We start from the raw sequence: 20,913 nt of genomic DNA on the forward strand, positions 1-20,913 counted from the left end.
ATTTTAGCGTAGTAAAGTAAAAAAAGAAAAAAACAGAAAACGAAAAGGAGGAGAACATTATGCATATGGCTGATGCGCTGGTTGCGCCTGCAGTGGCTGCAACAATGTATGTCTGTTCCGGCGGAGCAGCTGGTTTTTCTGTAAAAAAAGTACGCCTGGAGAGCGACCCGAAAAAGATCCCAGTGATGGGAGTGATGGGTGCGTTTGTCTTTGCGGCGCAGATGATTAACTTTACAATTCCGGGCACAGGCTCGAGTGGTCATCTCTGCGGCGGTATGATGCTGACCGCGTTGCTCGGACCGTATGCCGCGTTTTTAACAATGATCGGTGTGCTGCTGATCCAGTGTCTGCTGTTTGCGGACGGCGGTCTTCTGGCGCTCGGGTGCAACATCTGGAATATGGCGTTTTATGGGTGCTTTCTCGGTTATTTCCTGTTCTGGCGTCCGATGATGAAAAAGGGAATGTCGCGCGGAAAGATTGTAGGTGCTTCCATCCTTGGGTGCGTGGTGACGCTGCAGCTTGGCGCTTTTAGTGTGGCACTGGAAACACTTGCATCCGGCATAACGGATCTGCCGTTTTCGGTATTTGTGGCAACAATGCAGCCGATTCATCTCGTGATTGGTCTTGTAGAAGGCCTGATTACAGCGGCCGTTCTGCTGTTCGTCTATGAAGCCCGCCCGGAGATGCTTTCGTGCAGCGAAGAAAGGGCAAAGAGCCGATTTTCTTTCAAGAAGACAATTGCGATCTTAGGAATCGCAGCACTGGTGATCGGCGGAGCCGTTTCTCTTGCGGCATCCTCCAATCCGGATGGACTTGAGTGGTCTATGGAGCGTCTGACTGGTTCGACGGAACTGGAAAACGACGGAACCGGCGCACATGCAGCGGCGGAAGAAATTCAGGAAAAAACGGCACTTCTGCCGGACTATGGATTTAAAAATTCCGATTCCACGTTTGGAACCAGCTTTTCCGGAATTGCGGGATCCGCAGTTGTTCTTATTGTCTGTGTCGGTGCATGCTATGCATTCCGTTTCTTTAAAAAGAAAAAGTCATAAGCTGCACGGAACAGGAGAAAGAAATGAATAAACTTGGCAATGCACTATATGAAATCCATCATATGGATATGCTTGCGGCGAAGGACCAGTGGGTGAACAGGCTTCATCCACTGGTTAAACTTGTTTTAACGATTGTTTTTCTGACCGTAACCATGTCCTTTCCAAAATACGATCTGACCGGCCTGCTGCGCATGGGAATTTATCCGATTGTACTCTTTATCGTCGGCGAAATTTCATTCTGCGACAGTATCCGGCGGCTTCGGATTGTCCTGCCGCTCGTCTGCTTTGTGGGGCTGTTCAATCCGATCTTTGACCGTCAGGTAATCGGGCATATTGGTACCGTTCCGCTGACAGCAGGGATGCTTTCCATGGTGACGCTGATGATCAAAGGCATTTACAGCGTACTGGCGGCATATCTTCTGATTGCGACAACATCCATCGAAAAAATCTGTTATGCACTGCGTCTGCTTCACATCCCTGCCATTCTGGTGACACAGGTGCTGCTGACGTACCGCTATGTTACAGTGCTTCTCGAGGAGGCAAACCGCATGACCCAGGCGTACAGTCTGCGCGCGCCGAATCAGAAGGGTGTTCATTTCAAGGTATGGGGAACACTGGCCGGCCAGCTGCTTCTGCGCAGCATGGACCGCGCAAATGAGGTGTATGAAAGCATGACTTTGCGCGGCTATCGGGGAGAATTTTACTATATAGCGAAGGAGCCGTGCAAAGCGAAGGACTGGCTGTATCTGGGTGTGTGGCTTGCACTTTTTGCCGTGCTGAAAATAACGGGATGAAGCGCTGCGTGGGAAGACATCTATTTGCAACAAGTCGGAAGAAGTAGAAAGAAGTAGAAAAGCAACCTGGTGCAGCTGCCTGCACGCGGGAAGAGGAAAGAATTATCGGGAGATATCAAAAATGAGCCATATTCACATCAATTTTGAACATGTTAATTATTCTTACGAGAAAACAGTCCCGATTCTGCAGGACATCACATTTACTGCACACGAAAATGACAGCATCGGGCTGATTGGAGCGAACGGTGTCGGGAAATCCACGCTGCTGAAATTGCTGGTCGGGCTAAATCCGGACTATGAGGGCAGCATTCGTGTGGAGGAGATGCCGGTTGTGAAGGAGATGCTTCCGAAAGTGCGCGAGAAAATCGGATATGTCTTTCAGGATTCGGACAGTCAGCTGTTCATGTCGACGGTATTCGAGGACGTGGCATTTGCACCACGCAATTACGGACTGCCGGAAACAGAAGTGGAACAGCGTGTCAGCCATGCACTGGAACAGATTCATATCGGGCATTTACGGGACAAGCAGATTTATAAGCTGTCGGGCGGTGAGAAAAAGATGGCATCGATCGCCACGATCCTCGCAATGACACCGGATATCATTCTGATGGATGAACCATCGATTGCACTCGATCCAAAAAACCGTAGAACGTTGATTCATATACTGAACGATTTTGAACATCTGAAAATCATCGCATCGCATGATCTCGATATGATTCTGGAAACCTGCAATCGCGTGATTCTGATGGCCGGCGGACGGATTGTCTGCGACGGGGATACGAAAGAAATATTGACCAACAAAGAGCTTCTTGAGGCAAACGGACTGGAGCTGCCGTTTTGCCTGCAGAAGCCGATGTGGTAGAAGGTTTTGCGGAAGAAAGTGATGAAACACATACGTTGTGGATTTCTCGCGGTGATGGTAGTAATGGCGGGAATCGGAAAAAGTTCGCGTGGACATGGACGTTGGTTCGCTGTCCGCGAGGGTGGACGTACTGTAGGATCAGGACGTGTTGCTACAATCATCGAGTAATACAATCTGAATATAGATTTGTTATCGCAAGATAACGTTGTGTCCAAACGTAAGATACCCGTAGAACTTCGGTTCTACGGGTTTTTCTGTTGCCTGGAAATATATAAAAGAGTGGGAAATAATAACGAACAGCATAGAAAAACGGTTGCCGGGAGAGTGTCCTGACAACCGTTTGTGATAACAGAATGATAACAAAATATATAATTTTCGCAAATATGATAACAGATAAAGTGGATTAATCCACAAATCAGAGATGTGATTGTGGATTAAGTCAGATCATACGTCTTAATGTCATTACCTTCAGTGCCCTTCTTAACGATGGTATGACAACCTATCGTAGTTCCCATGGCACGTAGTTTCCATTCTTCCTGGGTAGCGTTGAGCTTATCCAGTTCTTCTTGTCTTTTATCTTTATCTTCAATAGCTAATATTTCAGCTTTTTCCTTTTCATAGACATTTTTAAATTGACACCATTTCCTGAAAAAGTCCTGCATTGTAGGATTATCGAACGTCAGTGAAATCTTCTGATCAGGCATCTCAGCAAGTGAGAGGTTCACTGAATCATCAATAGAAAACAGCAGGGAGAGCACATCTCCGACTGTTTCAATATTAAAATCCAGAAAAACACTAACATTTAATCCCAGTGCAGTTGCTATCTTTTCTAACTGATCCGGTTTTGGATTCCGAATTCCCAGTTCATATTTTCTGATCGTTCCTACGTTAATGCCGGACAGCTCGGCTAATTGTATCTGACTGTATCCTCTAAATTCCCGGAATGCCCGGATTTTTTTACCAATCATAATGCTGCCTCCTTAATAATATTTGTGCTTCTATTCTAGCACAAAAGTGAATGATACAAAAGAGTGAGATTTAACAAATTGTTGATACGAAAGCGATAGGTATGGAATGGAAAAAATAAATTCGCAAATGTTTATTGATAAATTCACAAAAGTGAATTATTATAAGAGAACAACGAAAGAGTCACAAAAGTGACTGGAAAGGAGGACGCTATGAGAACTAATTATATGATGACTGTTGATGATGTCATGGAAGAATTAGGAGTGAAACGCAGTAAAGCATATTCTATTCTAAAGCAACTCAACGATGAACTGGCAAAAGAAGGATATGTGGCAGTTCGTGGAAAGATTCCACGTCCCTACTGGGAAACAAAATTTTATGGATGCTCTCAGAGAGCAGTATGAAGGAGGATTTACGATGTCAGCTTACAAAGACAAAACACAGGGAACCTGGTATGTGAGCTTCCGTTATGTTGACTGGACAGGAAAGAAAACGCAGAAGCTGAAAAGAGGGTTCAAGACTAAGAAAGAAGCATTGAATTATGAGAAGGAATTCATAAGAAAGACTGCAGCGGATATGAAGATGGAGATGAACAGTTTTATTCAAGTTTATTTTGAAGATAAAAAGAATGAACTGAAAGAAAATTCAATCCGTAATAAGCAGCACATGATGAACAAGCATATTGTTCCGTATTTTGGGACAAGAAAAATGAATGAGATCACACCGGCAGAGATTATCCAGTGGCAGAATACCATTCAGGAAAAAGGATACAGCAAGACTTATGAGCGTATGATCCAGAATCAGTTAAATGCACTGTTTAATCATGCACAGAAAATTTACAATCTGAAGGAAAATCCATGTAAGAAAGTAAAAAAGATGGGGAAATCGGATGCTAATAAGCTGGAATTTTGGACGAAAGCAGAATATGACAGCTTTATCGCCGGGATTGAGCCAGAGAGTGAGGATTATCTGATATTTGAAATCCTGTTCTGGACAGGAATCAGGGAAGGAGAACTTCTGGCATTGAGTCTTTCAGACTTTGATATGAGTGGTAATCTTTTGCATATCAATAAGACTTATAACCGGATCAGGAAAAGAGATGTGATTGATACTCCAAAAACAGAAAATTCAGTCCGTACTATTGATATTCCTAATTTTCTTAAAGAAGAGGTGCAGGAGTATGCGAAGAAGCATTATGGATTTCCGGAAAATCAGCGGTTATTTCCGATTGTGGCGAGAACACTGCAGAAACGGCTCAAGAAATATGAAGCATTGACCGGTGTAAAACCAATCAGAGTGCATGATATCCGTCACAGCCATGTAGCATATCTGATTTATCAGGGTGTAGAGCCACTGATCATCAAGGAAAGACTGGGGCACAAAGATATTCAGATGACATTAAATACTTATGGTCACCTGTATCCGTCACAGCAAAAAAAGGTAGCTGAGATGTTGGACAACAAACGTTAAATATGGAGGAAAAGACACATGAAAACAAAGAAAGTAGTCAGAAAAATATTTGATACGCTCAATTACAGTAAGAAGCTGAAGATAAGTTCCGTTTTACCGGATTGAGATTCGGATTATGCGATTCTTCTTGAATTAGAGGATGGAAGCAAATTTGAAATTATCATTATCCCAACAAGGAGATTCGTATAAGGAGTGGAACTATGGCTACTAACAGACAAAAAGAAAAAGCCCAGACAAAATATCTGAGCAAGTTCTCTGATAATCAGATTCACTGATATATCATCTTGGCAGATTCAGTATATCACGAATTGAACGATACAACAATTCCCGAATATCTGTTCATCAGAGACTTGCCCGGAGGGGCAGGAGGTGGAAGTGACATTATTTGAACAGGTAAAAGAATGTGTGACAGCCAGACAGGCTGCGGAGCATTACGGGATTAAAGTAAAAAGAAATGGAATGGCGTGTTGTCCGTTTCATAAAGACCGACACCCAAGTATGAAGGCAGATAAAATATATCACTGCTTTGCATGTGGAGTGGGCGGTGATGCGATAGATTTTACAGCAAGGTTATTTGGAATATCACAGTATGAAGCTGCGAAAAAGATGATAGAAGATTTTGGACTGAATATAAAAAACGAAGACAGAAACAAATACAAAAGGACGCACCAAAGCAGGAATACTTTGATATCAAAGAAACCTAAAGTTGTGATGATCAGAGAAAAACTGGAGCAGTGGTTGAAACATGCAACAGACGTGCTGATCAGATATCTGAAATGGATTCAGTTCTGGAAAGAGTTTTACAAACCAGAACCAGATGAAGAGTGGCACGAATTATTTACGGAGGCATTGGCAAATGAAAGAAAGATAAATGACTATCTGGACGTGCTGATGTTTGGAACAGGAGAAGAAATTGCAGAATTTTTCAAGATGAAGAGAAGGGAGGTTGAACGAATTGAAGAAAGAATTGATGAATATCAGCGAGAAGTCCTTGATGGAATTAGAAGATATTGTGAACGAGGAGATGATTACAACAGAAGATGTTAATGATATGTTGGAGCATACGGATAAGGGAAGAACAAAGCAGACAATCAGAAACTGTGTAACGGTACTTCAAAATGATCCGGTACTGAAAAAAGCGATTAAACGAAATGAGCTTTCCGGAAGAATGGACATTGTAAAAGAGGTGCCATGGGAGCGGAGAAATAACAGTCCTACGGTCACAGATACAGACGAATACAATCTGAAAATGTATCTGGAAGAGCATTATGAAATAACAAGTGAGCGTGTGATCAAAGCGGGAATAGATATTGTTTCCAATGAAAATAAATATCACCCAATCAGAGATTATCTGGAGAGCCTGGTTTGGGACGGAATTCCAAGAATAGAAAATATGCTTCCGCATTTTCTGGGAGCAGAAAAGAGCAAATACACAATCGGAGTAATGAAAATGCACATGTTGGCAGCGATTTCAAGAATTTATGAACCGGGAATAAAATATGACATTATGCTGTGCCTGGTTGGAAGTCAGGGAGCCGGAAAGTCTACGTTTTTCAAATATCTGGCGATAAAAGAAGAATGGTTCAGCGACAATCTGGATCATCTGGATGATGAAAATATTTACAGAAAACTGCAGAATCACTGGATTATCGAAATGGGGGAAATGAAAGCAACTATCACAGCAAAGAATATTGAACAGATAAAATCGTTTTTGAGCAGACAGAAAGAAACTTACAAAGTACCTTATGAAGTTCACCCGGAAGACAGACCACGACAGTGTGTATTTTGTGGTACTTCAAATGATCTGAATTTCCTTCCGCTGGACAGAACCGGAAACAGACGATTTGCTCCGGTGATGACAGATATGTCGAAAGCAGAAGTTCATATTCTGGATAATGAAGCAGAGAGCAAAGCTTATATCGAACAGGCCTGGGCGGAGGCAATGGTACTGTATCGACAGGGAAATGTGTTCTTAGGATTCACAAAGGAAATTGAGGAAGAGGCAAAGCGTCTGCAAAAAGAATTTATGCCGGAAGATACCAATGCCGGAATCATACAGGCATTTCTTGATGACTACGATGACGAGTATGTATGTACCAGAATTCTGTTCGATGAAGCGCTACATCGAACCGGAGAAATGAAACAGTGGGAAGGTAAAGAAATTGCCAATATTATGAACAATGCGATTGTAGGCTGGAAACCACATGGTACACATCGATTCGGAAAGGAATATGGAATACAGCGGTCATGGAAACGGATGAAAGATTCGGTGAAGAAAGATAAAGACGGATTTATAGAAGTACCGGAACAGTTGGAAATACCGTTTGAGTAAAGATTATTGTAAACGATGTAAACGGAACTTGAAGAAAAAACTTAAAACGTTAACTTTTAAAATCTTTTGAACTCCGTTTACAAATTCCGTTTACAGACTGGAAAGGAGCAGAAAATGATGAAACAGGGAAGATTAGGATATAACAGCAGCAATGGAAGATATGGATTATTATCATCAGATTTATGGATTGATACAGGATTTCACTGTGGAGAAGGACTGGAAGTGCTGGTAGATGATGAATGGGTACAGACCAGAATGGAGATGAATCTGGCAAGAGAATGGTATCTGGTGGGAACGCCTTATTGTGGAGATTTGGAATATGTGCAGGCGAGGATACCAGAATAAACAGATCTATGATCCACTTCAGTCGGTCATTTTTTGCGGACAGTTCATACATGCTATCCTTTTCTGTTCTCTGCTCCTGCGTTTGCTCTCGTTTGATTTCTCCCTCCGTATCTTCTTGGCACAAGCAGGACAATACCTTGATGCACCAGAGCCCGGGACATATTCAACGCCGCACACCGTACAATTTTTAGCGGGCATTGCTGCCCACCGTTTTGTAGGTATGATATGTAATTCATCGACAAAGCCGATGAATTTATAGTAAATCTTGATTTCCTGCTTCACTGTTCCGTCTGCCATCTTCTCACGCTCCGAAACAAGTATCTTGTCTATGAGTGCGTTTATAACTGTTGCATCCAGTTCTTTTAAGCCTTGATAATTTCGGATAAGGGCGAGGAAGTCACGGATTCCCCGTGATTTCTCGTAGCTTTCATTAAGAGTTTCCGTCACCTCTTTCAGCCTTGCTTCAATTTCAAGCTGCTCTTTCTGGTATTTCCCCGACATCATCTCAAAATTCCGCTCGGTAATACGCTCCATGACCTTATCCTCGTAGAGAGAGGAAAACAGCCTGTCCAGTTCCGCAAGGCGTTTGTTCAGCTTCTTACGTTCTTTCTCTAATGCTTTCGCCCTGCTCTGGTCTGTTTCCGTGAGCCGCTTTTCTATGGCCCTGACCGCCTTTTCATCATTCACTGCCATATCCGCAAAACAGTTGATGTCGGCAAGAACGGCATTGAATAAATCCCTTGCTTCTATATTGTGGGCACTACACTCGCTTCTTCCGTTTCTTGCATAATTATTACATGAATACTGTACACAGTCGATAATCTCTGGGCGTTTCCTCCTGTGTACGTTCATTGCCCGCAGAGCACATCCGCAGTCCACACACTTGATAACGCCTGCAAAAATATTTACAAATCCTCCCTTGTTCTGTGGAAGCCTACGACTTGTAATAAGCTGTTGGACAATATCAAATTCCTCCTGCGTGACTATTCCCTCATGGGTATTGGGTATCACTTCCCATTCTTCGGGCAGCTTAGAGGGGCGTTTCTTGCTTTTCATATTGGCGGCAATCCGTTTGTAGCCTACAAGATTTCCCGCATATATCGGGCTTCTTAAAATGCTCCTCACGCTGTTCCCACTCCAAATATAGCGTTTGTCCTCGTTCCCCTCAAAATGACGTTCAAAGCCTGTTTCGCCACGCTCCGCCGCATAAGCGGCAGGGCGTAGGATATGCTGTTTATTAAGATGTCTGCAAATTTTGGCAACTCCATTCCCTTTTAATGCAAGGTCGAATATCTCTTTTACAACATGTGCCACTTTATCATCTATCAGCAGATGGTTGTGGTCGGCAGGGTCTTTGATATAGCCATAAGGGGCGGTAGTTCCCATGAATTTCCCCTGTTGAAACCTCGCCCGATATGCCGATTTTATCTTAACAGATATGTCAGCGGCATACATTTCGTTTAAAATGTTGCGGAAAGGCGTGATGTCCATAGCAGATTTATTCAAGGTATCTACGCCGTCATTGACCGCTATATACCTCACGTTATGCTCTGGGAAGAAAACTTCCAGATATAACCCACAATCAAGATAGTTTCTCCCCAGACGGGATAAATCTTTCGTAATCACGCAGTTTATCAGACCGCTTTCAATGTCTTTTATCATATTCTGGAAACTTGGTCTTTGGAAATTTGTACCAGAATAACCATCGTCCACATACGTTTTTGCTATGTGCCATCCCTGCTTTTTCACATAATCCGTGAGGATGGATTTCTGTGTCGCAATGCTCGCACTCTCGTTATCCGTACCATCGTCTTTAGATAAGCGGCAATAAATGCCGACTAAATAGATTTTCTTTTCTTCTTTGATTCCTGCCATACTGTAAAACCTCCGTATCTGTCCTATCTGTTTTCATGTCCCATTGCGTACATTCTAAGCGGACAGCCCCTCATTGTCGAAGGTGTCGCCCTCGGCAATCTTCTTCCGAATATCCTCGGAGATAATCGGGACAAACGCTTCTGTAACGGTCTGTGTGCCGACATATTCACGGCTGATTATCATCTGCACTGGTGCTTTTGGCACGATACGCTTTCTCTTTTTATCTGCTTTCTTATCCTCGCCCATACTTAAATCTTCCTTTCCAGACAGGGCAGGGAAGAGTTTGGAAATGTCCCCGCCCTGCCAATCAGATACCATTAATCCTCGCTGTTTAATTCTTTCTGTAATGCTTTAAGGAGTGCCGCCGCTTCATCAGCGTTCAGCGTGATTCCCTTGCCGCACTTTTCACGGTTCGGGGAAAAGCTGCGGATGTCATACTTCGGCTCTTTCCCATTCCATGAAATGAGATTGATTTCCTTTGTGTAGCCACTGTCGCCCGTAGACAATACTGCGATTTCCTTTACGATTTCATACTGGATTTCTCTCATTCTCCATACCTCAACTCTCTGTATTTACTTCCCGAAAAAAGAAGATTAGCGGCTGTCACGGTTGCGTTTCCTCTGCAACTCACGCTCCAAAAGTTTGATGATGGTTTCCTCCATCTGCTTCGGCGTTGTGTTCTTCGGAAAGTATTTTTTCAGCTTGCTTGTGTTGATTTTCAAGGTTTCTTTCTGGTTGCCCTTTTCCTCCGTCATAATCGCAAATATCGTATCCATGTCAAGCCGCCCGCTCTGGCTTAACTGTTTCATCCGCTGTGCCTGTGAGAGTGAGGGCGTTGCTTCTTCGCTCTCCATCGTGGCAAAGAGGTTTTCCTGCTCGTCTTTCTTCAAGAAGGACAGTTCCACCGCAGGCGTGAGGGCGATTTTCCCCTCGTCCACCATCTGCAAAATCGGCGGTATCAGTTCCGTCAGGCGGATAAAACGCTGCACGGTCATCCTGCCCACGCCGAAGCCCTGTGCCACCTTGTCGTCCGTCCGCAACTTCGTCACAACTTGTGACGAGGTTAAGTCTGTGCGGAAACCCTGCCGCTTCATGGCTTCGGATTTCATCTTGTAAGCAAACGCCCGCTCCGATGGCAGGATATTCTCACGCTGCAAATTGCTGTCTACAAGGGTGATGATGGCTCGGTCACGGTCTAAGGGCAGGACAAACGCAGGCACGGTATTTATCCCTGCAAGTTCAGAAGCACGGACACGCCGCTGTCCTGCAATCACTTCATAACCGTCCCCGTCCTCTTTCGGGCGTGTGATTATCGGCGTGACAATGCCAAATTCCTTGATGCTTTCCGCTAACTCTGACAGTGTTTCATCTTCTGCCACATGAAACGGATTGTCGGGGAACGGGTACAAGTCTTTGGTCTTTAACACCTTAAAATCCTGTTTCTTCATTCACATATCTACCTTTCTTTCGCTCTGCTTCTATGATTTTTCTGCAATTCTTCCAACACTTCGGGCGGTATTTTTGACAGCAGCCGCCCCATCTGCTCGTTGGTTCTCTGCAATTCAAATATCTTCTGATTCGCTTTCTGCACCTTTAGTTCCTGCTCGTACTTTTCATCACGCATACGCCCCGCATAGTCTGATTCCTGCCCAATTCTCTCTTTCAAACTGTCGATATACGCCTGCTGTTTCCCGATTTCCTTAGAGAATTTCTCCACGTCTGGCAGCCATGCAGAGAGTAAATCTAACGCTTTATCCCTTTTCTTCCCTGCGTTAAAGGCGTTGATGTCGGATAGGGCAGACACGATTTCTTCATACTGTTTATCAAGCCTGCCGCCTAATTTATAGAGCCATGTGGGGACGTGTTTCCGCTTGGTTTCCATTGAGGACTGCCCCCGTTCAAGCTGATTCCACCGTGAGGACATCCGCTCATGGTAGGCGGTCTGCCACTCGGATAATGATTTCTGGTTGCCTAAGATAGCTTTCGCTGACAGCTTATTGTCTGGCGTAATCGGCACAAAGCAGAGGTGCATATGGGGCGTTCTCTCGTCCATATGGACGACAGCGGAGAGGATATTCTGCTTTCCAACACGCTCCGAAATGAAGTCAAGAGCCGTCTGGAAATACGCTTTTTGTTCTTCGGGCGGTAACTGGTTCATAAATTCTGGTGAAGCTGTGATGAGCGTTTCCACCATCATCACGCTGTCTTTCCTTGTCCTGCACCCCGCTTCGGCTACCATGCGGTTAATCTCTTTCTTGTAGGTGTACTTTGGTGGTGCTATGAGATGGTAATTGTTTTTAGAGCGTTCCATATCTATATCTGGGTTGCTTTTGTAGGCTTCTTTCTTCCGCTCGTTGTGGCGTTCACAAGCCGCAACGCCGCCCGCTTTTCGTTTCTGGAAACGCAGGATTGCATAAGGCATAGGCGGATTCCTCCTTTCTTTCGGCGGGTGACCGTCCTTTGGGGTGACAGCGGTGACGGTGGTGACAGCAGTTTTGGGATACCCCCTGCCGACTGCCGCAACTGTCACCCTCACCCCCTGCATGACGGTCATGTCGATGATGACGGTGTTTTTGGGATACCCCCCTCGCAAGAGCCGTCACCGTCATGCCGCCATTCTTTTATCCGAAGCCGTAAGGCGTAGGATAGCAGGGCACAGCCCTGCCTTAAGGGAGTCCAGAGGGAACGTCTGGCACACGACTTTGCAGGGCAAAGTGTAGTGTGTTACACCCTGTAAACGCAGTCGGAAAAATCGGAATGATTTTTCTGACCGCAGGGGTGGTTTTACACGACCGAAAAGGGCGAGTAAATCTCACGCCTGCATTTTGCGTTTACGGGGTGTTCTCCCGTAGGGATGACAGCGGCAGGGTATCCTAAAATCACTGTCACCACCGTCACTGCTGTCACCCGCAGGGCAGAGCCGCCAGCTTTACATGGCTTTAAGCGTCAATGACAGTAACAGGGGGGTATCCTAATATCGCTGTCACCACCATCACCGCTGTCACCCGCCCTCCTTGCAAGGGCAATCCGCCTGCCGTCTTTCCTGCGGCTGTACTGGTAGCAGATACGGTTCTCGCTTAAAAATGTGGTGCGGTATTCATTCAGCCATTTCGTAATCACCGTGGGTATGGTTTCCGTTTCCCCCATAGCGGCTAACAGTTCCGTTGCCGTGCCTATCCATTCTTCCTTATCCCTCATAAAATCCACCAACCGAAAAAGGACATCTGGTATCGTTTCTTTCGCAAGCTGCTCCTGCGTTTTCCGCTCCACAAGCTCCCAACGGCAATCACGGAAACGCAGCGTGTATTCCTGATAAGGCGTGTCCCTGCCCGTCACATACAGCTTGGCGGTGTCAGACGCACGTTTCTCCTTTTCCAGAACAAAGGTAGCGTCCGCACTCCCCGTTAATCCTGTCGTCCCAGACACCTTGTTGAACACGTCGCTGTCATTCTGCTTTCGGATGTGGTGTACGACAATGACCGCCAGAGAGTGCCTGTCGGCAAAGTCTTTGATGAGGGAGATGTCCCCATAGTCGCTTGCATAGGCATTGTCTTTTGAAGCTGTACGGACTTTCTGCAAGGTATCAATGACAATGAGCCTGCTGTCTGGGTAATCTTTCAGATAATCTTCAAGCTGCACGATAAGACCGTCTGACAGCTTGCAGCTTGCCACGGCAAAGTGGAGCCGCCCGCTTGCTTCGTCCGTCAAACGAAATAACCTGTCCTGTATGCGGCAGAACGTGTCCTCAAGGCAGAGGTAAAGCACATCGCCCTCCATTGTCGGCATATCCCATAAAGGGATTCCCTGCGACACGCATAAGCATAGCTTCAGCATGAGCCAGCTTTTGCCTATCTTCTGTGAGCCGCAGAACAGCGATAAGCCTGTCGGGATAAGGCTGTCCACCACAAAGGATGGTTTCTCAAGCGGTTCATAAAGGAGCGTTTCGGCGTTGACTGTCTGTAACTTCTGCATGGCTTTCCTCCTTTCGGGCGGTGTCTTTGTTTTCGTTGCACATAGGCGTTGACCTCCTTAAAAATAGATTTACTCCCACGGAAAAAAGTGAGAGTATGTAATGCCGCCAATCCCACACAAATAAAAAACAGATTTCTTTTTCGGGCGGTGTCGGTCACGGTTGGAGATATTTCTTCAATTTCCGCCTTTACTTTCTCCTTTGCAATCGCAACAGATTTCTGTATTGCCGAAGCGGTGCAATGCTCCATAGCGGCGATTTGGTAAAAATTGAACTCATACTCGTAGTAGAGCAGGAAACGCCGCCTTTGTATCTCTGGAAGGCTCCCAACCGCCTTATAGAGCGTTTCATTCCGTTCTTCCTCAACCATGCGTTCATCAAGGCTCTTAGGCACACGCAACGCCCGTCTGTAAAGGGTTTCGTCCCATACCTCGTTAAACTCCCTGTGCCGCTCGTCCCATTAGAAAAGATTCCTGTTCCTGCGCTCCATCTGCCGAAACTCCATAAAGAACTGTTCCGACACTTCCAACTCGTGGGATTTGCCCTGCCCGTCCTTAAAGCTGATAAAATACCTTGTGCCGCTTTCCGTGGATTCCTCCCGAAGCGTGTATGCCTTAACCCTGTATGCCATCCTGTTGTCCTCCTGCAAAAAATGAGTGAGGGGATTTCCATCCCTCACCCAGTAGCCCGCAGGATGGCAGGCTGTTTTAGAAGCTATAAAATTTTCCGCAGCTTCTTCCGCAGATGGTCTAACCTCGCATAGATGGCACCAGTCGTCAAATGCACAAGCGGGGCAATCTCCTTTGTGGAATACCCCTGCATTTTCAGCAGGACGATTTTCAAGGTACGCCCGTCCACCGTGACTAATACTTGATAGAGATTTTCGCTCTCAATCTCTTCCAGTAACTCCGCAACCGTACCCACTTCCGCCTGCCGCTCCCTGCCTGCCATGTCCTCAAGATATTCCGCAACGTCATTCGTCCATCGGTAAAACCGCCTGTTGGAATTGAAGTCTGCCCTGTCCGCCATGCGTATCTGCTCAATGGTCGCTTCATCAACGCCGCACTCACGCAGCAGCTTTTCCTCCGCTTCTTTCCAGATACGCCATTTCCTGTCCTCCCGTCCGTGGTTGTATGCCATTCTTACTTCCTCCAATCAGAATTGATTGAGAGGGCAGAGAAAAGCCCCCTCATCTTCCCAAAGGAAAAAACAAGGGGGCTGAACGCCTTAAATTTTAATTTTCTATTATCTTTCTTAGTTTTATTAGGATTCTGGCTTTGCGTTTGTTTACAACGCTCTGGGTTATGCCCAACCTCGCCCCGACTTCACGCTCGGAAAGTCCGTCAAAAAAGATTGCCTGTATCAGCTCCTGTTCACTATCCGACAGCAAAGGCAGGGCGGCTTTCAGCCTGTCCACCATGACCGCATTGACAACGGTTTCTGCAATGTCCACCGCTTCATCAGTGATAAAGTCCAGAGGATTCCCCTCGCTGTCCGTAAATCCGTCGAGAGATAGCAGTCTATTCTTTGTATCTAATTTTTGCAGATAACGCCACCGTTCCTTGTCACGGTAGAAGTCTGTGTATTGCTCCCTCACGACTTCAAGCAGACAGCCTTGAATGGGGATAAACAGCTTGTCCATATAGGTCTGGTCGGATTCCCTGCAACGGCAGAACTCCGTGTAGGATAATTCCACATAGCCGCCACTTTCTCTGATATATACCTTTCTTGGTGCATATTTCACCATAAATACCTCCCATCTGAATTTTTGAAATGTAAAAAATCCAGATGGAGAGGCGGAGAACGACACCGCATATCAGAAACAGCCCTACGGCACTTTCCAACAAAAATCGACAAAAGAAAAACCGCAAAGGCTCTGTGACCTTTACGGTTATAGGAAATAGTAATTCTATTGTATGGAGATTGTACTTCTACTTTCAAGGTGAGAAGTACCGTTGCACTGGCAGAAATTTTTTTAACTGGTTTCCTGCCGTTCTCTGATATGCTATGTATTGATAAATTTTGCTTCGTATGAGCAGATAGATAACTGCCCGAAAAAAGGACATAAAAAAATCCCTCCAAATTTAAAAACAAATTCAGAGGGTAATTTAGGGTATAACAAAATAACCCACCCGAATATCGTTTTTTTTATTTGGTGAGTTTGTTCTTTCAAATACGAAACAAAAAGAGCCGATGATTCGTGAATTGTTCCACAATTTCATCGGCTCTGCGTCTTAAGCGTCTGGCTCTTTGATGACAGTTATCTTCAAGTTGTCAACTTTAATCAATCTTTCTTGTCTGCATTTTGGACAATAAAGGGGATAATTCTCCAAAACAGTGTCCTTCCTAATTTTATTACGGGTTTTGCTCCCACAAACAGGACACAATATCCATTCGCATTTCATCATAATTAGTCTCTAATCCTTTCAAATCTCATTTTATATGACTTTTGCAAGCTGTTAAGCTAACTTGTGGAACATATGCCGAACCTTATCTATACGGCTATTCGGGCGGCGGGGTTGGCAAATAAATTTACCAATAGCTGGCTGGTATCCTTTTAACTCTGTCAAGCAGACTCCCTGCCCATTTGTGAAATAAGTTAAATCGTTCCTGTATTCTTGAATACATCTAGCAGGGATTTCTCCTTTCAGAATGACCTCGTCATTCTTTATCTGAGTACTTACAATATCTGCACAATACCTTGGAGCATCATGATACGCCCGTGAGAGATATTCCTGCGGTGCATAAATTTCAAAGTGGAGATATGGCTCTAATAGTTCTGTCCCTGCTTTTTTTAAAGCCTGCTCCAATACGATAGGGGAAAGCAGCCGAAAGTCTGCGGGGGTACTTACAGGACTATAATACAATCCATATTCAAAACAGATTTTACAGTCTGTCACTTTCCATCCATACAGCCCCTGCTCGCAGCCATAAAGAACCCCCTCCATAACCGCATTTTGGAACGATTGATTTAAATATCCAAGTGAAACTCTGCTTTCATACTGCACTCCGCTTCCAATAGGGAGCGGCTCTATGGACAACCCGACAGAAGCCCAGAAAGGATTTGGCGGGACTTCTATGTGGATGGTATATTCTGCTTTTCTAAGCGGTCTTTCCATATATATAACAGTAGGCTCTTTTATTTCTGCCTCCACATGATATTTTTCCTCAAGGATGGCACAAATGACTTCCATCTGCACATTCCCCAAAAAAGAAAGTATAATCTCATGCGTTGTAGTATCCACATAATATTTTAAAAGAGGGTCGCCATCTGAAATTTCTGTAAGTGCCCCAAGCAATATTTCCCGCTGTTCAGATTTCTTTACTGCAATCGTTGTTTGGAGCATAGGGAGAGGATTTTCAATAAATTTTCTCTGCGGCAACAGTATTTCGTTCCCCAAAATACTGTTTAGCTGCAAAACATCATTTGGTAAAATTACAATATCACCAGAGCAGGCTGTATCGGATGAATATAATTCACCGTTTGTCGGAACACACATCTCTGTGATTTTTATTTTCTCTTTTTCAGATATTCTAATAACATCCCTCAAATGCAATGTTCCGCTATATATACGCACATAAACAAAACGCCGCCTTTTCTCTGAATATTCAATCTTAAAAACCTGCCCGCATAGTTCAGATTGACCTTCAGGCGTTGATGAATAAAATTTACTGGCAATTACTTCTATAAGCTGCCGAATCCCCAGATTGTTTTTAGCGCTTCCGTGATAAACGGGAAATAACGTTCCGTTTTGGAATCTCCTGTTTTCTTCCTGTTCCAGTTCTGACATTTTAAACGGTTTCCCTGACATATATTTCTCTAATAGTTCATCGTTTCCCATAATTACCGCATCCCACTGTTCCATATCGTCATTGTCCGTTACATTTATATGGGGATGCTGCCCAACCTTTTGCTTCACTATAATTTCCGAAGAAAGCTTTGCTTTCATTTCCCGATATACCATTGGCAAATCAATCCCCTCTTGGTCAATTTTATTGATGAAAAAAATTGTCGGAATCTTCATTATCTGTAGTGCATGAAACAGTATACGGGTCTGTGCCTGTATGCCATCCTTTGCAGAAACTAATAATACTGCTCCGTCTAATACGGATAAAGAACGGTATACTTCCGCCAAAAAATCCATATGGCCTGGCGTATCTATAATGTTGACTTTTACATCCTCCCACTGAAAAGATGTCACTGCTGTCTGGATAGTGATTCCCCTTTGACGCTCCAAATTCATTGTATCTGTCCTTGTTGTGCCTTCATCTACGCTCCCTAGTTCTGCAATTGCACCACTGGTATACAATAAACTTTCCGTTAATGTTGTCTTTCCTGCGTCAACGTGAGCCAGAATGCCTAAGTTAATTATTTTCATGTGATTTTCCTCCTATCAACACCCAAAAAAGGGCATAAAAATACCCAGTGATAAATACTCCTATCACTGGGTAAATAACTCCAATAGCCCCAAAACACTTATATGTTTTCGGGCATATAAAATTACATGATAAAAGTATTCTTAAACTGGGTACAAAAAACTAAGCCCCATATTAAAAGTGAAACGGGACTGCTACTTTTTGTTCCCACTATCAAATTGACAGTTTATTTAAGAATACCTTGCCGCATATTTATTACCTCCTTGTATAATACTGAATCTAATTATATTCCTTAACCCTTTATTTGTCAAGCTGACAAACTAAAGCAGAAAAAGCGGCAGGATTTCCCCCTGCCACTAATCATCTGTTTATGCAAAAATAATTTCCTTTTCCACAATCTCCCTCGCACAAGCCCTTATGTTATTGAGGCATCCTGTCCATTCTAAGGCGTTTTCTGCCTTTAGCTGTTCCGTTATGCCCTGTGCCTGTTTCATACCCTCTATGAGCCTTTCAAAGCGTTCCTGTGCCTGTCTGTTGATGTCGGCAAGGTAGGCGTTTAGCCTGTCGCTTGTAAGAAGATTGGTGTATGTAACTTTACGGTACTGTTTTAGATAATCTAAATGCCGTTGCCCCCAGATGCCTATTGCCTGTTCTTCTTCGGCGGGTACAGTTAAGCACGGTATCAAATAATCCCCTTGCCTTTCGTATTTGCCGCCCAGTTCCTCAAATAATGATTTTGCCATTGTCTGTTACCTCCACATTCTTTTTTATTTTGAATGTCCGCAAAATCCGTCCTACATCGGTCGGTGCAGAACAGACGTCCATAAGGACGTTATGCCCCCGGCAGGGCGCAAGGGGACTTTTGATGGACGGTACGGCTGTCGAAAGTGCTTTTGCGTTACTTTTGACAAAAGTAACAAAACCGCCGTATCCGGCGAAAATTTCTTAAATATCGCCATAACTGGCGTAAATAAAAATTATGTGCCATGTCAGTCACTCGAGTAGAAAAGAGGTGAGAAAATTTATGATGAAACGGACAATCAGCGGCATGATCGGAGCCGGTTCGCTGGCTCATAACAGGCGAGATTTTATAGCAGAAAATGTAGATTCAGACAGAGTACAATTGAACATTTGTTATAAGAATGAGAATCTGAAAGAAGTTTATAAAGAGCTGTTTGACAATGCTGTGGAGAGATACAATGTCGGGAAAAGAAAGGATCGGCAGATTACAAATTACTATGAAAAAATCCGGCAGGGAAAACAGGAGAAGCTGTTCCATGAAGTGATTTTTCAGATAGGAAATCGTGAGGATATGGCAGTTGGTACGGCAGAAGGAAATCTGGCTGTAAAGGTACTGGACGAATATGTGAAAGACTTCCAGAAGCGGAATCCGACACTTCGGGTATTTAGCTGCTATCTGCATCAGGATGAAGCTACTCCACATCTTCATATTGATTTTGTACCTTATGTGACTAACTGGAAGGGAAAAGGAATGGATACCAGAGTTTCATTGAAACAGGCATTGAAAAGTCTTGGATTTCAAGGTGGAAATAAGCATGACACAGAACTGAATCAATGGATAAATCATGAAAAAGAAGTGCTGGCTGAAATCGCAAAACAGCATGGAATTGAATGGGAACAGAAAGGCACACATGAAGAGCATCTGGATGTTTACAATTTCAAGAAAAAAGAACGCAAAAAGGAAGTGCAGGAACTGGAGCAGGAAAAAGAAAATCTGACAGCAGAGAATGAAGACCTGACTTCTCAGATTGCGGACGCAAGGGCAGATATTAAGCTACTGGAAGAAGAAAAAATTCAGTTCCAGAAAGATAAAGAGATAGCGGAAAAACGTGCGGAGAAAGCAGAAACGGAATTGAAAAAACTGGAGGACAGAAGAGAATTCCTGCAACCAGTGATGGATAATGTCAGTAAGGAAATAAAAGAATATGGAATGATTAAAACATTTCTGCCGGAAGCTACAGCATTGGAACGTGCGGTAACTTACCGGGATAAGAAAATAAAACCATTATTCATTGAAATGAAAAACAAAATCGGTGCGATGGCTGCACAGGTGAAAGAACTCACAAGAGAAAGAGATAGTTGGAAAAGTAAGTTTCAGAAGAAAAAGCAAGAGCATGAAAAAACAAAAAAGGAACTGGCAGAAGTTCAGAAAGATTATCAGAAATTGTCTGGTGAGAAAGAAATACTGCAGGGAATTGCAGACAGGTATAACCGACTTTTACGCATGTTGGGGAAAGATATGGTAGAACGACTGGTGCAGGACGATATCCGGATGCAGACGGAACTTGAAGCGAAAAAACAGAAAGAGCAGATGCCGAAAAAAATAGGTGACCGTATACAATGGGCAAGAGAACGAAGTGAAGAACACAATGCAAAAATTAAGAAGAATAAAGCAAAGTACAGAGGAATGGAGTTGTAAGAATATGAAGAAACAGATTTATGATGAAAAGAACGGACTGAACTACACACTGCATGGAGATTATTATCTGCCAGACTTGGAAATCAATGAGGAAGAACCTACATATAGGAAGTATGGAATAATGCGAAAACAGTTTTTGAAGGAACACAGGAGTGCCAGGTATCAATATCTGGTACTGACCGGGAAACTGACGGAGCATTTAAATCAGGTTGATAAGGAAGTAAGAGAAAAAGTTGAGATATTGATGGAACAGATGGCTGAACAGTGGGGTGTGACGGAAGAATTGAAGATGCAGGATCAGATGGAATGGGTGCGGAGGATGAATAATATTCAAGCAACTGCTGAAGAAATAGCATTGAAAGAAATAATATATTTATAACTATAAATGAGCAAATCCAAAATATTGCACAAAAGAAAGACACCCTCTGTA

22 protein-coding genes and 2 pseudogenes are annotated in these 20,913 nt (G+C 44.0%); 11 read left to right on the plus strand and 13 right to left on the minus strand.

The window, feature by feature from the left end:
* Positions 1-59 precede the first annotated feature (59 nt).
* The 4 genes from DWX26_RS11945 (at position 60) to DWX26_RS16770 (ending at position 2,876) form a co-directional block, all read left to right on the plus strand.
* A complete protein-coding gene (locus DWX26_RS11945; RefSeq protein ID WP_118601495.1) occupies positions 60-1,052 on the plus strand; it encodes an energy-coupling factor ABC transporter permease in 993 nt (330 codons plus the stop codon).
* 23 nt (positions 1,053-1,075) lie between these two features.
* Positions 1,076-1,846: a cobalt ECF transporter T component CbiQ gene (gene cbiQ / locus DWX26_RS11950; protein WP_118601496.1), complete on the plus strand. Its 771-nt coding sequence runs from the start codon at positions 1,076-1,078 to the stop codon at positions 1,844-1,846.
* A 121-nt stretch (positions 1,847-1,967) separates the two neighbouring features.
* The gene (locus DWX26_RS11955; protein WP_118601497.1) at positions 1,968-2,708 is read left to right on the plus strand and encodes an energy-coupling factor ABC transporter ATP-binding protein; all 741 of its coding nucleotides are present in this window, start codon (positions 1,968-1,970) and stop codon (positions 2,706-2,708) included.
* Positions 2,709-2,729: 21 nt separating this feature from the next.
* On the plus strand, positions 2,730-2,876 hold the full coding sequence (locus DWX26_RS16770) for a hypothetical protein (RefSeq protein ID WP_156338077.1): 147 nt from the start codon (positions 2,730-2,732) through the stop codon (positions 2,874-2,876).
* A gap of 266 nt (positions 2,877-3,142) precedes the next feature.
* Here DWX26_RS16770 and DWX26_RS11960 read toward each other — a convergent pair whose 3' ends face one another.
* A complete protein-coding gene (locus DWX26_RS11960; protein ID WP_118601498.1) occupies positions 3,143-3,676 on the minus strand; it encodes a helix-turn-helix domain-containing protein in 534 nt (177 codons plus the stop codon).
* Between the two features lie 210 nt (positions 3,677-3,886).
* Here DWX26_RS11960 and DWX26_RS11965 point away from each other — a divergent pair, with 210 nt between their 5' ends.
* From DWX26_RS11965 to DWX26_RS11985, 5 genes are all read left to right on the plus strand, one after another.
* The gene (locus tag DWX26_RS11965; protein WP_009243123.1) at positions 3,887-4,078 is read left to right on the plus strand and encodes a helix-turn-helix domain-containing protein; all 192 of its coding nucleotides are present in this window, start codon (positions 3,887-3,889) and stop codon (positions 4,076-4,078) included.
* A 13-nt stretch (positions 4,079-4,091) separates the two neighbouring features.
* A complete protein-coding gene (locus DWX26_RS11970; RefSeq protein WP_118601499.1) occupies positions 4,092-5,144 on the plus strand; it encodes a site-specific integrase in 1,053 nt (350 codons plus the stop codon).
* Positions 5,145-5,513: 369 nt separating this feature from the next.
* Positions 5,514-6,191, plus strand: coding sequence for a CHC2 zinc finger domain-containing protein (locus DWX26_RS11975; protein ID WP_243030658.1), 678 nt, complete (start codon positions 5,514-5,516; stop codon positions 6,189-6,191).
* Complete coding sequence (locus DWX26_RS11980) at positions 6,139-7,476, plus strand: virulence-associated E family protein (protein ID WP_118601501.1); 1,338 nt, start codon at positions 6,139-6,141, stop codon at positions 7,474-7,476. The genes DWX26_RS11975 and DWX26_RS11980 overlap by 53 nt, the downstream gene beginning before the upstream one ends.
* Positions 7,477-7,593: 117 nt before the next feature.
* Complete coding sequence (locus DWX26_RS11985) at positions 7,594-7,821, plus strand: DUF5348 domain-containing protein (protein ID WP_055066584.1); 228 nt, start codon at positions 7,594-7,596, stop codon at positions 7,819-7,821.
* An 18-nt stretch (positions 7,822-7,839) separates the two neighbouring features.
* Here DWX26_RS11985 and DWX26_RS11990 read toward each other — a convergent pair whose 3' ends face one another.
* The 12 genes and pseudogenes from DWX26_RS11990 to DWX26_RS12055 form a co-directional block, all read right to left on the minus strand.
* Complete coding sequence (locus tag DWX26_RS11990; RefSeq protein WP_001820670.1) at positions 7,840-9,696, minus strand: recombinase family protein; 1,857 nt, start codon at positions 9,694-9,696, stop codon at positions 7,840-7,842.
* Between the two features lie 54 nt (positions 9,697-9,750).
* Positions 9,751-9,942 carry a hypothetical protein gene (locus DWX26_RS11995; RefSeq protein WP_001820669.1) on the minus strand — a complete coding sequence of 64 codons (192 nt, stop codon included), beginning with the start codon at positions 9,940-9,942 and terminating at the stop codon, positions 9,751-9,753.
* A gap of 71 nt (positions 9,943-10,013) precedes the next feature.
* On the minus strand, positions 10,014-10,244 hold the full coding sequence (locus DWX26_RS12000; protein ID WP_001206986.1) for a YdbC family protein: 231 nt from the start codon (positions 10,242-10,244) through the stop codon (positions 10,014-10,016).
* 45 nt (positions 10,245-10,289) lie between these two features.
* Positions 10,290-11,144, minus strand: coding sequence for a ParB/RepB/Spo0J family partition protein (locus DWX26_RS12005; protein ID WP_000743700.1), 855 nt, complete (start codon positions 11,142-11,144; stop codon positions 10,290-10,292).
* Positions 11,145-11,152: 8 nt separating this feature from the next.
* Positions 11,153-12,118 carry a MobV family relaxase gene (mobV, locus tag DWX26_RS12010; protein ID WP_001820668.1) on the minus strand — a complete coding sequence of 322 codons (966 nt, stop codon included), beginning with the start codon at positions 12,116-12,118 and terminating at the stop codon, positions 11,153-11,155.
* A gap of 517 nt (positions 12,119-12,635) precedes the next feature.
* A pseudogene (locus DWX26_RS12015) lies at positions 12,636-13,668 on the minus strand (AAA family ATPase).
* A 154-nt stretch (positions 13,669-13,822) separates the two neighbouring features.
* Positions 13,823-14,297: pseudogene (locus tag DWX26_RS12020) on the minus strand (RNA polymerase sigma factor).
* Positions 14,298-14,380: 83 nt separating this feature from the next.
* Complete coding sequence (locus DWX26_RS12025; RefSeq protein ID WP_000323895.1) at positions 14,381-14,806, minus strand: sigma-70 family RNA polymerase sigma factor; 426 nt, start codon at positions 14,804-14,806, stop codon at positions 14,381-14,383.
* Between the two features lie 94 nt (positions 14,807-14,900).
* The gene (locus DWX26_RS12030) at positions 14,901-15,410 is read right to left on the minus strand and encodes a sigma-70 family RNA polymerase sigma factor (RefSeq protein ID WP_105116765.1); all 510 of its coding nucleotides are present in this window, start codon (positions 15,408-15,410) and stop codon (positions 14,901-14,903) included.
* A 490-nt stretch (positions 15,411-15,900) separates the two neighbouring features.
* Positions 15,901-16,074 carry a cysteine-rich KTR domain-containing protein gene (locus DWX26_RS12045; protein WP_002779755.1) on the minus strand — a complete coding sequence of 58 codons (174 nt, stop codon included), beginning with the start codon at positions 16,072-16,074 and terminating at the stop codon, positions 15,901-15,903.
* A gap of 51 nt (positions 16,075-16,125) precedes the next feature.
* Positions 16,126-18,045: a tetracycline resistance ribosomal protection protein Tet(O) gene (gene tet(O), locus DWX26_RS12050; protein ID WP_000691758.1), complete on the minus strand. Its 1,920-nt coding sequence runs from the start codon at positions 18,043-18,045 to the stop codon at positions 16,126-16,128.
* A 366-nt stretch (positions 18,046-18,411) separates the two neighbouring features.
* On the minus strand, positions 18,412-18,786 hold the full coding sequence (locus tag DWX26_RS12055; RefSeq protein WP_118601502.1) for a TnpV protein: 375 nt from the start codon (positions 18,784-18,786) through the stop codon (positions 18,412-18,414).
* 281 nt (positions 18,787-19,067) lie between these two features.
* Between DWX26_RS12055 and DWX26_RS12065 the strand changes: the two genes are divergently transcribed.
* Both DWX26_RS12065 and DWX26_RS12070 read left to right on the plus strand, forming a co-directional pair.
* Positions 19,068-20,483, plus strand: coding sequence for a plasmid recombination protein (locus tag DWX26_RS12065; RefSeq protein ID WP_279220574.1), 1,416 nt, complete (start codon positions 19,068-19,070; stop codon positions 20,481-20,483).
* Between the two features lie 4 nt (positions 20,484-20,487).
* Positions 20,488-20,862 carry a TnpV protein gene (locus tag DWX26_RS12070; protein ID WP_118601504.1) on the plus strand — a complete coding sequence of 125 codons (375 nt, stop codon included), beginning with the start codon at positions 20,488-20,490 and terminating at the stop codon, positions 20,860-20,862.
* Positions 20,863-20,913 lie beyond the last annotated feature (51 nt).

The organism is Blautia sp. AF19-1, from assembly GCF_003479155.1.
GTDB lineage: Bacteria > Bacillota > Clostridia > Lachnospirales > Lachnospiraceae > Fusicatenibacter > Fusicatenibacter saccharivorans.

Excerpts from the sequence above, each read along its gene's own strand:
- DWX26_RS11945 (WP_118601495.1), top strand. The coding sequence starts at position 60 with ATGCATATGGCTGATGCGCTGGTTGCGCCTGCAGTGGCTGCAACAATG.
- cbiQ (WP_118601496.1), top strand. The coding sequence starts at position 1,076 with ATGAATAAACTTGGCAATGCACTATATGAAATCCATCATATGGATATG.
- DWX26_RS11955 (WP_118601497.1), top strand. The coding sequence starts at position 1,968 with ATGAGCCATATTCACATCAATTTTGAACATGTTAATTATTCTTACGAG.
- DWX26_RS16770 (WP_156338077.1), top strand. The coding sequence starts at position 2,730 with ATGAAACACATACGTTGTGGATTTCTCGCGGTGATGGTAGTAATGGCG.
- DWX26_RS11960 (WP_118601498.1), bottom strand. The coding sequence starts at position 3,676 with ATGATTGGTAAAAAAATCCGGGCATTCCGGGAATTTAGAGGATACAGT.
- DWX26_RS11965 (WP_009243123.1), top strand. The coding sequence starts at position 3,887 with ATGAGAACTAATTATATGATGACTGTTGATGATGTCATGGAAGAATTA.
- DWX26_RS11970 (WP_118601499.1), top strand. The coding sequence starts at position 4,092 with ATGTCAGCTTACAAAGACAAAACACAGGGAACCTGGTATGTGAGCTTC.
- DWX26_RS11980 (WP_118601501.1), top strand. The coding sequence starts at position 6,139 with ATGGAATTAGAAGATATTGTGAACGAGGAGATGATTACAACAGAAGAT.
- DWX26_RS11985 (WP_055066584.1), top strand. The coding sequence starts at position 7,594 with ATGAAACAGGGAAGATTAGGATATAACAGCAGCAATGGAAGATATGGA.
- DWX26_RS11990 (WP_001820670.1), bottom strand. The coding sequence starts at position 9,696 with ATGGCAGGAATCAAAGAAGAAAAGAAAATCTATTTAGTCGGCATTTAT.
- DWX26_RS11995 (WP_001820669.1), bottom strand. The coding sequence starts at position 9,942 with ATGGGCGAGGATAAGAAAGCAGATAAAAAGAGAAAGCGTATCGTGCCA.
- DWX26_RS12000 (WP_001206986.1), bottom strand. The coding sequence starts at position 10,244 with ATGAGAGAAATCCAGTATGAAATCGTAAAGGAAATCGCAGTATTGTCT.
- DWX26_RS12005 (WP_000743700.1), bottom strand. The coding sequence starts at position 11,144 with ATGAAGAAACAGGATTTTAAGGTGTTAAAGACCAAAGACTTGTACCCG.
- mobV (WP_001820668.1), bottom strand. The coding sequence starts at position 12,118 with ATGCCTTATGCAATCCTGCGTTTCCAGAAACGAAAAGCGGGCGGCGTT.
- DWX26_RS12025 (WP_000323895.1), bottom strand. The coding sequence starts at position 14,806 with ATGGCATACAACCACGGACGGGAGGACAGGAAATGGCGTATCTGGAAA.
- DWX26_RS12045 (WP_002779755.1), bottom strand. The coding sequence starts at position 16,074 with ATGATGAAATGCGAATGGATATTGTGTCCTGTTTGTGGGAGCAAAACC.
- DWX26_RS12055 (WP_118601502.1), bottom strand. The coding sequence starts at position 18,786 with ATGGCAAAATCATTATTTGAGGAACTGGGCGGCAAATACGAAAGGCAA.
- DWX26_RS12065 (WP_279220574.1), top strand. The coding sequence starts at position 19,068 with ATGATGAAACGGACAATCAGCGGCATGATCGGAGCCGGTTCGCTGGCT.
- DWX26_RS12070 (WP_118601504.1), top strand. The coding sequence starts at position 20,488 with ATGAAGAAACAGATTTATGATGAAAAGAACGGACTGAACTACACACTG.